The sequence below is a fragment of the Noviherbaspirillum sp. UKPF54 genome (assembly GCF_007874125.1).
Classification (GTDB): domain Bacteria; phylum Pseudomonadota; class Gammaproteobacteria; order Burkholderiales; family Burkholderiaceae_D; genus Noviherbaspirillum.
Genome location: NZ_CP040128.1, coordinates 1,894,780 through 1,908,627, shown reverse-complemented (window position 1 = coordinate 1,908,627; position 13,848 = coordinate 1,894,780). Strand labels below are relative to the sequence as shown.

At 60.3% G+C, this 13,848-nt stretch carries 16 protein-coding genes; 9 read left to right on the top strand and 7 right to left on the bottom strand.

Going from position 1 to position 13,848, the window contains the following annotated elements; genetic code table 11:
* Nucleotides 1–23: 23 nt before the first annotated feature.
* Nucleotides 24–491 carry a Spy/CpxP family protein refolding chaperone gene (locus tag FAY22_RS08790; protein WP_146329858.1) on the top strand — a complete coding sequence of 156 codons (468 nt, stop codon included), beginning with the start codon at nucleotides 24–26 and terminating at the stop codon, nucleotides 489–491.
* A gap of 42 nt (nucleotides 492–533) precedes the next feature.
* Here FAY22_RS08790 and FAY22_RS08785 read toward each other — a convergent pair whose 3' ends face one another.
* A complete protein-coding gene (locus tag FAY22_RS08785) occupies nucleotides 534–1,856 on the bottom strand; it encodes an NAD(P)/FAD-dependent oxidoreductase (RefSeq protein WP_146329857.1) in 1,323 nt (440 codons plus the stop codon).
* A gap of 297 nt (nucleotides 1,857–2,153) precedes the next feature.
* On the opposite strand from FAY22_RS08785, the gene FAY22_RS08780 reads away from it, so the two are divergent.
* Nucleotides 2,154–2,579: a universal stress protein gene (locus FAY22_RS08780; protein WP_146329856.1), complete on the top strand. Its 426-nt coding sequence runs from the start codon at nucleotides 2,154–2,156 to the stop codon at nucleotides 2,577–2,579.
* Nucleotides 2,580–2,738: 159 nt separating this feature from the next.
* Nucleotides 2,739–3,419 carry a Crp/Fnr family transcriptional regulator gene (locus FAY22_RS08775; protein ID WP_146329855.1) on the top strand — a complete coding sequence of 227 codons (681 nt, stop codon included), beginning with the start codon at nucleotides 2,739–2,741 and terminating at the stop codon, nucleotides 3,417–3,419.
* On the opposite strand, the gene FAY22_RS08770 is transcribed toward FAY22_RS08775, so the two are convergent.
* Genes FAY22_RS08770 through FAY22_RS08760 form a run of 3 tightly spaced genes read right to left on the bottom strand, consistent with a single transcriptional unit; the run spans nucleotide 3,420 to nucleotide 5,403 of the window.
* Nucleotides 3,420–4,730: a hypothetical protein gene (locus tag FAY22_RS08770; protein WP_146329854.1), complete on the bottom strand. Its 1,311-nt coding sequence runs from the start codon at nucleotides 4,728–4,730 to the stop codon at nucleotides 3,420–3,422.
* Entirely contained in the window at nucleotides 4,730–4,960 is a 231-nt protein-coding gene (locus FAY22_RS08765; protein WP_146329853.1) for a DUF2249 domain-containing protein, read from the bottom strand. The genes FAY22_RS08770 and FAY22_RS08765 overlap by 1 nt, the downstream gene beginning before the upstream one ends.
* Nucleotides 4,957–5,403: a hemerythrin domain-containing protein gene (locus tag FAY22_RS08760; protein WP_146329852.1), complete on the bottom strand. Its 447-nt coding sequence runs from the start codon at nucleotides 5,401–5,403 to the stop codon at nucleotides 4,957–4,959. Before FAY22_RS08760 ends, FAY22_RS08765 begins: the two co-directional genes overlap by 4 nt.
* Before the next feature lie 324 nt (nucleotides 5,404–5,727).
* On the opposite strand from FAY22_RS08760, the gene FAY22_RS08755 reads away from it, so the two are divergent.
* The 6 genes from FAY22_RS08755 to FAY22_RS08730 are packed head-to-tail and all read left to right on the top strand — an operon-like array spanning nucleotide 5,728 to nucleotide 10,380.
* Entirely contained in the window at nucleotides 5,728–6,852 is a 1,125-nt protein-coding gene (locus FAY22_RS08755; RefSeq protein WP_146329851.1) for a nitronate monooxygenase family protein, read from the top strand.
* A 34-nt stretch (nucleotides 6,853–6,886) separates the two neighbouring features.
* Complete coding sequence (locus FAY22_RS08750; RefSeq protein WP_246860709.1) at nucleotides 6,887–7,918, top strand: peptidase U32 family protein; 1,032 nt, start codon at nucleotides 6,887–6,889, stop codon at nucleotides 7,916–7,918.
* A gap of 10 nt (nucleotides 7,919–7,928) precedes the next feature.
* The gene (locus tag FAY22_RS08745) at nucleotides 7,929–8,825 is read left to right on the top strand and encodes a U32 family peptidase (protein WP_210411918.1); all 897 of its coding nucleotides are present in this window, start codon (nucleotides 7,929–7,931) and stop codon (nucleotides 8,823–8,825) included.
* Nucleotides 8,826–8,832: 7 nt separating this feature from the next.
* On the top strand, nucleotides 8,833–9,450 hold the full coding sequence (locus FAY22_RS08740) for a hemolysin III family protein (RefSeq protein ID WP_146329849.1): 618 nt from the start codon (nucleotides 8,833–8,835) through the stop codon (nucleotides 9,448–9,450).
* Between the two features lie 36 nt (nucleotides 9,451–9,486).
* Entirely contained in the window at nucleotides 9,487–9,966 is a 480-nt protein-coding gene (locus tag FAY22_RS08735; RefSeq protein WP_146329848.1) for an SCP2 domain-containing protein, read from the top strand.
* A gap of 21 nt (nucleotides 9,967–9,987) precedes the next feature.
* Entirely contained in the window at nucleotides 9,988–10,380 is a 393-nt protein-coding gene (locus FAY22_RS08730) for a putative zinc-binding protein (protein WP_146329847.1), read from the top strand.
* Between the two features lie 128 nt (nucleotides 10,381–10,508).
* Here FAY22_RS08730 and FAY22_RS08725 read toward each other — a convergent pair whose 3' ends face one another.
* The 3 genes from FAY22_RS08725 to FAY22_RS08715 are packed head-to-tail and all read right to left on the bottom strand — an operon-like array spanning nucleotide 10,509 to nucleotide 13,465.
* On the bottom strand, nucleotides 10,509–11,192 hold the full coding sequence (locus tag FAY22_RS08725; RefSeq protein WP_246860742.1) for an anaerobic ribonucleoside-triphosphate reductase activating protein: 684 nt from the start codon (nucleotides 11,190–11,192) through the stop codon (nucleotides 10,509–10,511).
* A gap of 22 nt (nucleotides 11,193–11,214) precedes the next feature.
* Nucleotides 11,215–11,409, bottom strand: coding sequence for an anaerobic ribonucleoside-triphosphate reductase (gene nrdD, locus FAY22_RS22540; RefSeq protein ID WP_146329845.1), 195 nt, complete (start codon nucleotides 11,407–11,409; stop codon nucleotides 11,215–11,217).
* A 34-nt stretch (nucleotides 11,410–11,443) separates the two neighbouring features.
* Nucleotides 11,444–13,465 carry a ribonucleoside triphosphate reductase gene (locus tag FAY22_RS08715; protein ID WP_146329844.1) on the bottom strand — a complete coding sequence of 674 codons (2,022 nt, stop codon included), beginning with the start codon at nucleotides 13,463–13,465 and terminating at the stop codon, nucleotides 11,444–11,446.
* Nucleotides 13,466–13,848: the final 383 nt, after the last annotated feature.

The window sequence follows — 13,848 nt, the reverse complement described above, 5'->3', positions numbered from 1 at the left end:
GTAACTCGAGAAAAGGAAAGACGATGACTTCATTTCGCAAACATCTGTTTATTGGCATGGCCGCGTTCAGCCTGGGCGTCGGTTCGGTCGCATCGCTGGCGCAGACGCCCGATGGCGGACCCATGGGCGACCACGGCAACTACGGCGAGCGCATGAAGGAGCACATGGCCAAGCGCGCGGCTGAATTGCATGACAAGCTCAAGCTGAATGCGGAGCAGGAAAAGGCGTGGAATGCCTACATGGATAAAGTGAAGCCCGGGGAGCCGCCGGTACGGCCGGATCGCGGCGAGCTGGACAAGCTGACGGCGCCGGAAAGAATGGAGCGCAGGCTGGCGCACATGAAAGAGGCGGAAAAGCGGATGGAGCAGCATGTCGCGGCAACCAAGGAATTTTACGCGGTGCTGACCCCGGAGCAGAAGAAAGTCTTCGACGAGGCGTTTCGTCATGGTCCCGGCTCTGGCCGGCACTGGTACGGTGGACCGCGCCGCTGACGCTACCTCCTGGATGGCCGGAAGATGACTTCCGGCCGCCATTCAGTGCAGCTTGATGCGCGGCCGTGCAAGATCGATGGTTTCGGCCAACGTACCGAGGATGGTATGGAACAGGCCGTTGACCGTGATCTGGTGCTGCTTGTGCAGCGCCCAGTACATCCACTTGGCGATGGTGCCTTCGATGAATACCGATCCGCGCGCGATCGAGCCCATCAGGCTGCCCACGGCACTGTAATCGCCCAGCGATACCAGCGAGCCGCGGTCCCGGTAGGTGAACTCCAGCAGCGGCTTGCCCTCCAGCATTCTCGCTAACGATCTGGCCAGCGTCTTTGCTTCCTGGTGCGCCGATTGCGCTCGCGGCGGGACAGTGTTCTTGCCGTCGCTGCGTGGACAGGCGGCGCAGTCGCCCATGGCGAAAACCGCCAGGTCGCGCGTGCTTTGCAAGGTGCGCCGCACCACCAGCTGATTGAGGCGGTTTGTTTCCAGACCATCGAGATCCTTCATGAAATCGGGCACCTTGATGCCTGCGGCCCATACCACGATATCGCTCGCGATGAATTTACCACTGGCCATTTTCACGCCTTCCGGCGTGACTTCCGTTACACGCTCGTTGGTATGGGTTTCGATGCTCAGCCCGTGCAGTTCGTGCGTGACCGCATTCGAGAGCCGCTCGGGCAGCACGTTGAGCAGGCGCGGCGAGGCTTCCACGATGACGATGCGGATATCCTTCTCGGGGTCGAAATTCGCCAGGCCATAGCTGGAAATGATCTTTGCCGTCATGTGCAGTTCCGCCGACAGTTCCACGCCGGTGGCGCCGCCGCCGATGATAGTGACGGTGAACTGGTGCCCGCTCTGGCGGGGCCTGGCCTGGGCTCGCAGGCAGGAGTTGATCAGGCGCTGGTGAAATCGTTCGGCCGCATCCGGCGAATCGAGCATGATGCTGTGGTCGCGCACGCCCGGCGTGCCGAAGTCGTTGGTCTGGCTGCCGATGGCGATGACCAGGGTGTCATAGCCGATAGCCTGGCGCGGCAGGATTTCCTGCCCGTCTTCATCGTAGGTCGGCGCCAGGTAGACCTCCTTCTTTTCCCGGTTCAACCCATCCATGCGTCCCAGGCGGAAGGCGAAATGGTAGTCGCGCGCCAGCGCAAGGTACTCGATTTCGTCTACATGGCTGTCCATGGTGCCGGCCGCCACCTGGTGCAGCAGCGGCTTCCACAAATGGGTGCGGGCGGCATCGACCAAGGTGATGACTGCCTTGCCTTTCCCCGCAAGTTTCTTTCCGAGGCGAACGGCAAGTTCCAGTCCGCCCGCACCGCCGCCAACGATGGTAATGCGGTGTGGGCTAACGCCTGAAGATGGGCTCAAATTGAACTCCTTGTCATAGGAATGTTGCAAGAACGTTAAAATACGTATGGGTCGTGCGTTGGACAGATGGCATTTATATAAATTGCAGCATCCTTGACTGGCGCCCGACGAAACCCGGCGAGGCGAGCCAGCCGCTCGCTTTCCATCGACGTGGTGAAAACGTCAATCTGAAACTGCTTGATCCAAGTCAAACAAATGGCCTATTGCGTTTGTTAAATTGGCGCCGGCATCTTCCAGGCTCTCCCGGTTCGTCCCGAAGACCCGTGCGAGTTTCTTCAACGCCCTTAGGAAAGCGGCATGAAACTTCTTATCGCAGTAGACGGTTCGCCCTATACCGCAAAAGCAATCAAGCATGTGGTTGCCCATCTCGACTGGTTCCGCGGGGAGCCGGAACTGCATTTGCTTCATGTTAAATTGCCCATTCCGCCGGGGCGCTCCCGCGCATTCCTGGGAGAGGAGGCGATCAAGCGCTACTATGACGAGGAAGCGCGCGACGCGCTGACATCGGCGGAAAAACTGCTGCGCAAGCATGAACTCCCCTACGTGGCGAGTTACAAGGTGGGCGAGGTGGCCGAGGAAATTCGCGGCTATGCAAAGAAGCACAAGATCGACATGATAGTGATGGGCTCGCACGGGCACGGCGCGCTGCAGAACCTCGTGATGGGGTCGGTTGCGACCAAGGTTCTGGCATGCACCAGCGTGCCGGTGCTGATCGTGCGCTGAACGCGTCGCGCGCCTTGCGGGACTGACTTTATCCCCGGACAGTTCGGGATTCCAGAGCGATCAGCCTGCGTCACCCTCCCTGGTAAAAAAGGACGGCATGCGAGGAAGCTTCCGAGACCATGCATCAATGAATAAACAAAACATGATTTGGGAACGGCTATGAGCATCGGAAAGATCAAGGTTCAGGATTTCCTGACACGGCTCCCGCTGTTCAACGAGCTTGACCCGGAAGAGCTCGACCATATCGCGGCCTCGACCACGGAATTGCATGTTCCGCGCGGCCAGCAGATATTCCGGCGCGGCGACCCCTGCGTCGGCTTCCATACGGTGGTGTACGGTCAGGTCAAGCTGTCATTCGTCTCGCCTGGCGGAAGCGAAAAGGTGGTCGAGATCATCGGCCCCGGCCACAGCTTCGGCGAAGCGCTGATGTTCATGGAAAAGCCGTATATCGTCTCGGCACACGCGCTGGCCGATTCGTTGCTGCTGCATGTGGCGAAGTCTGCGGTGTTCGAGGAACTGGGTCGCGATCCGAAATTCGCGCGCAAGATGTTGGCAGGATTGAGCCGGCGCCTGCACGGATTGATTTGCGACGTGGAGGCGTATTCGCTGCGCTCCGGCGCGCAACGGGTGATCGGTTACCTGCTGAAGGAAGAAATGCCGGCAGACGGCGACCAGATCCGCCTCGAAGTGAGCAAGAACGTGCTGGCCTCGCGCCTGAACCTGACGCCCGAACACTTTTCCCGCATCCTCCACGAGCTCGCCAACGAGGGGTTGATCAGCGTGGACGGACGCAACATCACCATCCTCGATATTGAAAAGTTGCGCAATTACGGCGGCTGATCAAGCCACTGCGGGCGACGCGGACGCTTGCGCCAGAAAGCGCCGGTAGACACGCGCCGCCGTCATTAGATTAAGCCACAGCCAGCCGGAGGACAGCCCGAACGCCGCAGCCGCCAAATATGCCAGGCCATGCGGCCAGATCGCGCTTGCGATCAGCAGCACGAGTGCGACGATGTGTGCGCGGAACTGCTTTTCAGCCGCGCTGTCAGGCAGCACCTGCTTGACATTCGGCGCTTTCGCGCAGCCGCCACTCAACTGGTTCTGGAGGTGATACCACACTAGGAAAGGGACGATCTTGTACAGCATACCGTTGACGACGGAATAGGCAAATCCGACGATAAACAGAATGCCAAGCAGGAAGGGAAAGGCGCGCGACAGGGCAAACTGCGGCAGCAGCTCGCCGAAAATCCACAGCGCCATGCATGCCAGCAGGCTGAGCAGCGAAGTGCGCCAGAACAGGGTGGTGGGATCGGGCTTGGGGCGCTTCCTGTGCCACAGCAGGTAGAGTGTGGTGGCACCAAACACGGCGAAACCGCCGTACAGCAATTCGGACGACAGTGCGTTAAGCAGGGTGTGCCGGCCCTCCGACAGGGTCGCAATCACCGACCAGATTCCCAGCGACGCGAACAGGACCTTGGACAGCCAGCGGGTCACGCTCTGAGGGTAGACCGGCGTCACCTGGAACATCGGGACGACCTGGTAAGCCACGCCGATGACCAGCAATCCCACCCATCCCAGCAAGCCCCACGCCACATGCAACTGGACCACTCGCTGCAGGGGCACCGGCAGCTGCCATGCGAAGAGGCTGGCGGCGGACGCGCCCAGCACGACCGTGATGCCGAGCGCGGCCAGAGCGAAGCGAATCGCGGTGATCATGTCGCTGCGGCCCGGGGCGCGCCACAAGCCGTACGCGCAAACGACGAGCAATGTGCCGAAGGCGCCGAGCAGCAGCGGCACTGCGGTTTGGAATAGGGAGGGCGTGCCGATCAAGAAGCCGAGCGCCAATGCGGCGGCGCCCAGGGTGAGGCTCGCATGAATTGCCGCGGAAGTGGTGCGCGGCCTGGGGATGTTGACTCCGGCGACGACCGACAATATCTGGAGCAGGGCGCCGGTCATGGCGCTGGCCAGAAAACCGAGGGTCAGTAGATGGGTCAGCGCCAGCGCCGCCGGCGACCAGCGAGTGGCTAGCGCATCCGGCCCCTGCCAGAGGAGAACGACGGCTGCGGCGACAGCGAAAAGCGGCGCGGTAAGGAAGAATCTCAACGGCACCGTCAGCGCCGGGGTTTGCTCGAACGACAATACGCGTTGCATTACTTTTGCCAGATCAGTATTTCATACAGATGATCATCGCGGCTCTGGGTACGGTAGGCATATCCGTTATTGCCGAGAATGCGATACAGCGGAATCGGTTCGCGGTGGATCAGGACTCGCAGGCGCTTGTCGGGAGGCATGGTCGACAGCGCGTCGAGAATGCGTTCCATCGGTTCGGGCGGTTCCAGCCAGCAGACGTCGAGCGCGATTTCGTCGTCGGATTGGGTCATGCCGTTGCGTCGACGCCGGTCATCGCGCCGATGATCTCTTCTTGGCGGCCCGCCAGCACGCGGTCCGCCATCAGGTACAGGATGCTTTCTTCCTTCATATTATGCTGCTGCATCATGGTATTGAGCGTCTCGGAATGCCCGAGGTAGCTGTCGGCGTCGCGCGCGGTCAATGCTTCGCGCAACAGGGCCGAGATTGCGCGCAACTGTTCGTGCTCCATGCGCATGACGGCGGTCGGGCCGGCGCTGCTGCCTGTCGCTTGCTCGAACTCCGGGAACATGACCCTCTCTTCCATCGCAAAGTGGTGCTCCAGCGCCTCGATGAACTGCGCCAGACTGGTCTCGGCCTGATCCCAGGTGCCGTTGCTGACTTGTGTTTCCGCCTGAATGAAGTATTGATCGCAGCGCGTGTGGTCGCTGCCCAGATAGCTTGAAATAGTGTTCATGTGACTTGCCTTTGCTGATTGATTGCGGGGAATTGTCACACCCCGAAGTCCGGCAAATCCTTGATGCAAGTTAAGGTTTGCCATGCGAGCACTGAATTACATTGGCTTCGATCGCAGGGCGATGCAGGAAAATCCATGGCAATTCGAGACGATAGAAATGAATTGACGTCAAGTTTGGAATACTTGATTCAAATCAATCAAAATGCACACCTCGTTTGTTACATTCGCACGTCTCTTACCACCTGAAGGACCGCTGTGCTGCAGACCGCATTTCAACATCTCAAGATCAAGGGCAAGCATTTATTGCCAATCGTGCAAGGTGGTATGGGGGTAGGAGTTTCCGCGCACCGTCTCGCCGGCAGCGTGGCCAGTCTGGGCGGCGTGGGCACCATTTCCAGCGTCGACTTGCGGCGTCATCATGCGGACTTGATGGCGCAGAGTGGCAAGTCGCGCGACCGCGCATTGATCGACCGCGTCAACCTGATCGCGCTGGACCGCGAAATCAAGGCTGCCAAGGCGATCGCTTCGGGCGCCGGCGTAGTCGCGGTCAACATCATGCGTGCAGTTTCCGAATATGCGAACTACGTCAAGCAGGCATGTGCCAGCGGCGCCGAGGCAGTGGTGTGCGGCGCAGGCTTGCCGCTTGATCTGCCGGAGCTGACCGCCGATCATCCGAATGTCGCGATCATCCCGATCCTCTCGGACGTGCGCGGCATTGCGCTGATCCTGAAAAAATGGATGCGCAAGAACCGCCTGCCCGACGCAATCGTGATCGAGAATCCGCGTTATGCGGCGGGCCACCTGGGCGCCGCGCGCCCGGAAGACGTAAACAATCCAAATTTTGCTTTCCCGGCAGTGCTGGATGGCACGCGCGAGTTGTTCAAGGAGCTCAGCATCGAGCGTGAAAGCATTCCCTTGATTACTGCCGGCGGCATCCATACCCATGAGCAGGTGCGCGAACTGATCGGCATGGGCGCCGACGCCGTCCAGCTGGGCACGGCATTCGCCGTGACGGAAGAGGGCGACGCGCACATTAACTTCAAGCGCGTGCTGGCCGATGCCAAGCCGGAGGATATCGTTACCTTCATGAGTGTGGCCGGCCTGCCCGCGCGCGGCGTGAAAACGGAGTGGCTCGCGAATTACCTGGAAAAGGAAGCGAAGCTGCAAGGCAAGGCCAAGGAAAAACCGTGCGAGGTCGGATTCGACTGCCTGCAGCAATGCGGTCTGCGCGACGGTATCGCCAAGTCCGGCCAGTTCTGTATCGATACCCGGCTGGCATTCGCGATGAACGGCGATGTCAAGCGCGGCCTGTTTTTCCGCGGATCGGAGAAACTGCCGTTCGGCAGCGAGATCCGTTCCGTGCGCGAACTGATCGAGTACCTGCTCAACGGCGTGCGTCCGGGCAAGCGCGAACACGATGCCGGCTGCGTGCAGGCCGTTCCGGTATGAGTCCGCGCCAAGTCCTTTTCCCATCGATCATTTTTTGAAGAAAGTCGCCGTGCCGCAGTCCGAACCATCCATTGAACTAGTCTGTCCCGCCGGCAGCCTGCCGGCGCTGAAAACCGCCGTAGACAATGGCGCCGATTGCGTCTATCTCGGTTATCGTGACGCCACCAATGCGCGCAATTTCGCGGGATTGAATTTCGACGAAGGCGCCATCGAAGAGGGCATCCGATACGCGCACGATCACGGTCGCAAGGTCCTGCTGGCGCTGAACACCTATCCGCAGGCGGAAAACTGGGCGCCGTGGCGCGCCGCGGTGGACCGTGCCGCCGAAGCGGGCATCAATGCCATCATCCTGGCCGATCCGGCGCTGATGAAATATGCCGCCGAGCGTTACCCGTCGCTGCGGCTGCATTTGTCGGTACAGGGCTCCGCCACCAATTTTGAGGCGATCAACTTCTATCACAAGCGCTTCGGTATCCAGCGCGCGGTACTGCCGCGCGTGCTGTCGCTCGAGCAGGTCGAATACGTCACGCAGAATACGCCGGTTGAAATCGAAGTGTTCGGTTTCGGCAGCCTGTGCGTCATGGTGGAAGGCCGCTGCGCGCTGTCGTCCTATGTGACCGGCGAGGCGCCGAACACCCACGGCGTATGTTCACCGGCCAAGGCGGTGCGCTGGCAGCAGACTCCCAAGGGACTGGAATCGCGCCTGAACGGCGTGCTGATCGACCGTTACGAAGACGGCGAGAACGCCGGCTATCCGACCCTGTGCAAAGGGCGTTTCGACGTCAACGACGAGAATTACTACGCGATCGAGGAACCGACCAGCCTCAACACGCTGGAATTGTTGCCGCAGCTGGCGGCGCTGGGTGTTCGCGCTATCAAGATCGAGGGGCGCCAGCGCAGCCCGGCCTACGTGGGGCAAGTGACCAAGGTATGGCGCGAAGCGATCGACAATTGTCTCGCCAGCGCGCAGCGCTATTCCGTCAAACCGGCCTGGATGGCGGAACTGAACAAGGTGGCGGAAGGCCAGCAGCACACGCTGGGCGCTTATCACCGGCCGTGGAAATAGGAAGTACAAGATGACTGTGAAGCTCGCATTAGGCCCCGTTCTTTATTTCTGGCCGCGCGAACGGATGTTCGACTTTTACCAGGAAATCGCGAAATCGCCCGTGGACATCGTCTATCTAGGCGAAGCGGTCTGCTCGCGGCGGCGTGAGTTGCGCCTGTCCGACTGGCTCGACATCGCCGACTTGCTGGTTGCGGCGGGCAAGGAAGTCGTATTGTCCACCCAGGCATTGCTGGAATCGAAGACCGACATCGGCACACTGCATCGCATTACCGACAATGGACGCTTCATGGTCGAAGCGAACGACATGGGTGCGGCGCACTGCCTGGCTGGAAAGACGCCTTTCGTCGCAGGCCCGCACCTGAACATCTTCAATCCTCCGACCCTGGAATTCATGGCGGAAACCGGCGCCAAGCGCTGGGTGATGCCGCTTGAAATGTCGGGCGAGGGACTGAAGCATATGCAGCAAACGCGCCCGGCCGGCATGGAAACCGAAGTGTTCGCCTATGGCCGCATGCCGCTGGCATTCTCGGCACGCTGCTTCACGGCGCGCCACCGCAACCTGCCGAAGGACGACTGCCGGTTTACTTGCATGGAGTTCCCCGATGGCCTGGCGCTGAAGACCAAGGAGGGGCAGCATTTCCTCACGCTCAACGGCATCCAGACGCAGTCAGCCCTGGTGTACAACCTCGTCCATGAATTGGGCGTGATGCGTGATCTGGGAGTCGACGTGGTTCGCATCAGTCCACAATCGCAACAGACCGACCGGATCGTCTCTCTGTTCCGCGACGTGCTGGACAACAAGATCAGTGCCGAGGAGGCGATGCGTCAGATGGAGCCGCTGATGCCGGACCAGCCCTGCAACGGTTACTGGCACGGAAAACCGGGCCTGGACCGCATGGTGGCATAAGCAAGCGATGTATTACGGCGAACGGTTCAACAGCATCAGCCACTTGATCGGCGCGCTGTTCGCCGCCACCGGTGCGATGGTGTTGATCTTCGTCGCCGCCCGTCTCGGCGATCCCTGGAAGGTTGTCAGCTTCAGCATTTACGGCGCAATGCTGTTTGCCTTGTATGTCACGTCGACGCTATATCACAGCGTGCGCGGACGCGCCAAGGATGTCATGCGCAAGCTAGATCATTGCGCGATCTACCTGCTCATCGCCGGCAGCTATACACCCTTCACGCTGGTAACGCTGCGCGGGCCGTGGGGCTGGTCTCTGTTCGGTACGATCTGGGGGCTGGCGCTGTTGGGGGTGGTCCAGGAGCTGTGGCTGGCCAAGGGTGCGCGCATCCTGTCGCTGGCGATCTATGTGTTGATGGGCTGGCTGGCGCTGGTTGCGATTGTTCCCCTGATTTCGGCGCTCAGCTGGGACGGTTTCGCCTGGCTGGCGGCCGGCGGCCTGTTCTATACCGTCGGGATCATTTTCTACGCAACCGATGAAAAGCTGCGCCATGGCCACGGCGTATGGCATCTGTTCGTGCTGGGCGGCAGCGCCACCCACTATTTCACTGTACTGTTTTATGTTGCGTGAAAGCGCACATGGCAATGTTTTAACGAGGGCTTTCCCATGAATCAAAATCGCTTTCTGTTGCCTGAGCCGGTAGGCAAGTTATTGTCGATGCTGCCGGTATTTCCCGGTTCGCTGCTGTTCGCCACGGGTTTGAACCTGGCGCTGAAAGGCAATTTGCCGGAAGACGTGCGTCAAACCCTGAGCGGTAAGAAATTGCGCATCAAGGTCAGCGACGCCTGCCTATCCTTCGATTTCCAGTGGAATGGCAGCCGCTTTGCCGCCGTACAGCCGGCGGGCGAGCCGGACTTGACCATTTGCGCCAGCGCCCATGACTTTTTGCTGCTGGCCCGACGTCAGGAAGATCCGGATACCTTGTTTTTCAGCCGCCGCCTGCTGATGGAAGGCGATACCGAGCTGGGCTTGCTGGTGAAAAATACATTGGACGCCATCGACCTGCCAGTCTTCGAGTTGGGACGTTTGGCGCCAAGCCGTGTGCTCGGGCGCATCATGCCAGGCGCAGGCCGCGGCCAGTCCTGACGCGCGAGGAGGGAAGCGCGCATGCCGTCAAAGGATCCGAATTTTCCCCTCGTGTATTCATGCTCCGGTTGTTCCAGCGTGGCGCAGATGGCAAACTATGTGGCGGTGCAGCTGGATCGTCGCGGGATCGCCGAAATGTCATGCATCGCCGGCGTCGGCGGCGACGTGCCGCATCTGCTCAAGATTGCGCGTTCCGGCCGGCCCATCGTCGCACTGGACGGCTGCCCGCTGGCGTGCACCAAAAGCACCCTTGCGCGGCACGGCATTACGCCCGATCACTATCATCAGTTCAATGACTACGGCGTGAAGAAGCGCTATCACGCCGATTTCGATGCGCAGGACGCAGAAAAAATCATCGAGAAGGTCTCAGCCTCATTGGGCGAGGCTGCCGTGCCCGGTGCGAACGCCGGATAAGGTGCATCGGAGCAAGTCCATGGCAGGCTGATGTGCCGCATGTGCGCGTCCATTTCGATCAGCCTTTTCCAAGAAAAAAGAAGCAGGAATAGCGGCAGGGCGCATGGCAGCGCTCCCCGCCGCGGCGCCTATGCCCGGCGCAATGTAAATTGCGGAAAGAGCAGCGACAGCTTGTGTTCCAGTTCCGTGCGCGGATAGCCGGCCATGGCGGTCGCGTTGAGCGCCTTGTCCTTGCACCCTTGGGAGCGGAACACCTGCAGCGCGTAATTGGACACGCCCATGCCGGCCAACTCGCGCGCGAGCTGCTCGATACTTTCTTCCGGCAGCAGCGTCGGATGCGCGGTGGTGCGTACCTCGTACTTGACCCCGGAGGCAAGCACAGCCGCCAGCGATGCGCGCGCAGGGGCGCCGCTGTCGGGAACGCCGGTCACGCTCTCGTACTGGTCGAACGGCGCCTTGATATCGATCCCGACCCAGTCAAGCAGCGGCAGTACCTCTTCCAGTTGTCGCGGATAGGCACCGCCGGTATGCAGGCCCACGTCGAAGCCTAGCTTGCGGACATCGCGCATGGCATTTGCCAGGCCGGGGTCGAGTGTCGGTTCGCCGCCCGAAAACACGACACCGTCGATCAGGCCGACGCGCCTTTGCAGCAGGCCGAGCACGCGCGGCCATTGCAGCGGGCTCTTGTGCGGCCGCGGTTGCAGGTGAGGGTTGTGGCAATAGCCGCAGCGCCATGCACAGCCTTGCGCGAAGACGACCGCGGCCAGCTTGCCGGGGAAATCGGTGGCGGTGAACGGCGTGACGCCGCCCACCTTCAGCAAGCGCTGCGCCGGCTCAGTCGCTGTGCTGCGCGCACTGCTCACTGAAATACTTACGCTCATGGAATTCTCCTTTCTTGCCTATATTAAATGAGGACAGCGGGCGGTGGTAGCCCATTACGCGTGTCCAGATTTCGCAGCGCTGGCGTTCTGCGTCGGTCAGGATGATTTGCTTTTTCGCGAGTGCTGTTTGATTGCTCAGATCGGTCATGATCTTCCTCCTTTTGGGTTGATGTGGACGGGCGTTACTGCGTTTCCGCTTCCTGCTCCTTGCGCGCGATGATCTCTGCATCGCACTTCGGGCAGAACTCGTGGCTGCCGCTCAAGTAGCCATGCTTCGGGCAGATCGAGAAGGTCGGCGTCACTGTGATGTAGGGCAGGCGAAAGCGCGACAAGGCACGCTTGACCAGCGAGCGGCAGGCGTCGGCGCTGGAGATCGCCTCGGTCATGTATAAGTGCAGCACTGTGCCGCCGGTGTACTTGCGCTGCAGGTGGTCCTGGCGTTCGAGCGCCTCGAATGGATCGTCGGTGAATCCCACCGGCAGCTGCGACGAGTTGGTGTAGTACGGCTTGTCCTTCGTGCCGGCCTGCAGGATCTCCGGGAAGCGCTTGCGGTCTTCCTTGGCGAAACGATAGGTCGTTCCTTCGGCCGGCGTTGCTTCCAGGTTGTACATGTGACCGGTCTGGTCCTGGAACTGCAGCATGCGTTCGCGTACGTGGTCCAGCACCCGTACCGCGAAGGCATCGCCCCATTCGGTGGTGATGTCGTGCTCGTCGCCGGTGAAGTTGCGGATCATCTCGTTGATGCCGTTGACACCGAGCGTCGAGAAGTGGTTGCGCAGCGTGCCGAGATAGCGCTTGGTGTACGGGAACAGGCCGTTGTCCATGTGGCGCTGGATTACCTTGCGCTTGATTTCGAGGCTTGTCTTGCCAAGCTCCAGCAGTTCATCGATGCGCTGCATCAGGCCCGCCTCGTTGCCTCGGTAGAGATGGCCGAGGCGCGCGCAGTTGATCGTCACTACGCCGAGCGATCCGGTCTGCTCGGCAGAGCCGAACAGGCCGTTGCCTCGCTTGAGCAGTTCGCGCAAGTCGAGCTGCAGGCGGCAGCACATCGAGCGGATCATGTTCGGGCTCAGTTCCGAATTGATGAAGTTCTGGAAGTAGGGCAGGCCGTAGCGCGCCGTCATCTCGAACAGCAGTTCCGCGTTCGGGCTGTCCCAGTCGAAGTCGCGCGTGATGTTGTAGGTCGGGATCGGGAAGGTGAACACGCGACCCTTGGCGTCGCCGGCCATCATCACTTCGATGTAGGCGCGGTTGATCATGTCCATCTCTGCCTGCAGCTCGCCGTAGGTGAACGACACTTCCTTGCCGCCGATGACCGGCACCTGTTCGCGCAGGTCTTCCGGGCACACCCAATCGAAGGTGAGGTTGGTGAACGGTGTCTGCGTACCCCAGCGCGACGGGACGTTCAGGTTGTAGATCAGTTCCTGCATGTACTGCTTGACATCGCCGTAGGTCAGGTTGTCCTTGCGGATGAAGGGGGCCATGTAGGTGTCGAACGAACTGAACGCCTGGGCGCCGGCCCATTCGTTCTGCAGCGTGCCTAGGAAATTGACGATCTGGCCGACCGCGCTCGACATGTGCTTCGGTGGGCCGGACTCGACCTTGCCCGGTACGCCGTTCAAGCCTTCGTTCAGCAGCGTGCGCAGCGACCAGCCGGCGCAGTAGCCGGACAACATGTCGAGGTCGTGGATGTGGATGTCGGCGTTGCGGTGCGCTTCGCCCACTTCCGGCGGGTACACGTGATTCAACCAGTAATTGGCGATCACCTTGCCCGAGACGTTCAGGATCAGGCCGCCGAGTGAGTAACCCTGGTTGGCGTTGGCGTTGACGCGCCAGTCAAGCTGCTCGAGGTACTCGTTGATCGAGGATTCGACATCGACCAAGGTCTTGCGGTCGCTGCGCAGCTTCTTGCGCTGTTCGCGGTAGACCACGTAGGCACGCAGCGTCTTGCGATAGCCGGCGTCGAAAAGCACCGATTCGACTGCATCCTGGATCTGCTCGATGTGCGGCGCGCTCGAGCCTTGTAGCTGGATGCGCTGCATGACGGTTTGCAGCGTCAGCGACTCGGCTTCTTCATGCCCGAATTCGCCTGTGGCTTGGCCCGCGCGCAGTAGTGCGGACAGGATCTTGTTCGGATCGAACGGCTTGGTACTGCCATCGCGTTTGATGATATGGGTGAGGAAAGTGATTGCGCGCGGCGTCATTGCATCTCCTAGATTTGCACAACATATTGTGGTTGCGGCGATATTAATCACTAAATCTGGGGTGAGCAATGCGAGCAATAGGAATTTTTTAATTTCTTGATCTGAATTAATTCGAGATTTTGGCGGCGCGCCGCCCAGAAATTCTTGATCCTAAGTAAGTGCGTAACGGGATATGCATGCAATGCGGTGGCGCTGCGGCGGTCTTGATAATCCGCCTACTCCGTAAGGTCTAGAGACCAATGCCGGCGCCTACGCCGAAAGGACTATGGCGATAGCTATTTTGGCTGCGCACATCCTCCCTATAACGGATGTCGTGTATTTTCCAAAAGACATATGCTTCTACCGCTTTTTTTACTGCGGAGTTACGAGCTTGGGCAAATGGC

Coding starts and splice junctions, on each gene's coding strand:
- FAY22_RS08780 (WP_146329856.1), top strand. CDS start 2,154: ATGAAACTTCTTATCGCAGTAGACGGTTCGCCCTATACCGCAAAAGCA.
- FAY22_RS08760 (WP_146329852.1), bottom strand. CDS start 5,403: ATGAACACTATTTCAAGCTATCTGGGCAGCGACCACACGCGCTGCGAT.
- nrdD (WP_146329845.1), bottom strand. CDS start 11,409: ATGACCGATCTGAGCAATCAAACAGCACTCGCGAAAAAGCAAATCATC.
- FAY22_RS08770 (WP_146329854.1), bottom strand. CDS start 4,730: ATGCAACGCGTATTGTCGTTCGAGCAAACCCCGGCGCTGACGGTGCCG.
- FAY22_RS08715 (WP_146329844.1), bottom strand. CDS start 13,465: ATGACGCCGCGCGCAATCACTTTCCTCACCCATATCATCAAACGCGAT.
- FAY22_RS08755 (WP_146329851.1), top strand. CDS start 5,728: ATGGGGGTAGGAGTTTCCGCGCACCGTCTCGCCGGCAGCGTGGCCAGT.
- FAY22_RS08790 (WP_146329858.1), top strand. CDS start 24: ATGACTTCATTTCGCAAACATCTGTTTATTGGCATGGCCGCGTTCAGC.
- FAY22_RS08745 (WP_210411918.1), top strand. CDS start 7,929: ATGACTGTGAAGCTCGCATTAGGCCCCGTTCTTTATTTCTGGCCGCGC.
- FAY22_RS08740 (WP_146329849.1), top strand. CDS start 8,833: ATGTATTACGGCGAACGGTTCAACAGCATCAGCCACTTGATCGGCGCG.
- FAY22_RS08730 (WP_146329847.1), top strand. CDS start 9,988: ATGCCGTCAAAGGATCCGAATTTTCCCCTCGTGTATTCATGCTCCGGT.
- FAY22_RS08765 (WP_146329853.1), bottom strand. CDS start 4,960: ATGACCCAATCCGACGACGAAATCGCGCTCGACGTCTGCTGGCTGGAA.
- FAY22_RS08775 (WP_146329855.1), top strand. CDS start 2,739: ATGAGCATCGGAAAGATCAAGGTTCAGGATTTCCTGACACGGCTCCCG.
- FAY22_RS08735 (WP_146329848.1), top strand. CDS start 9,487: ATGAATCAAAATCGCTTTCTGTTGCCTGAGCCGGTAGGCAAGTTATTG.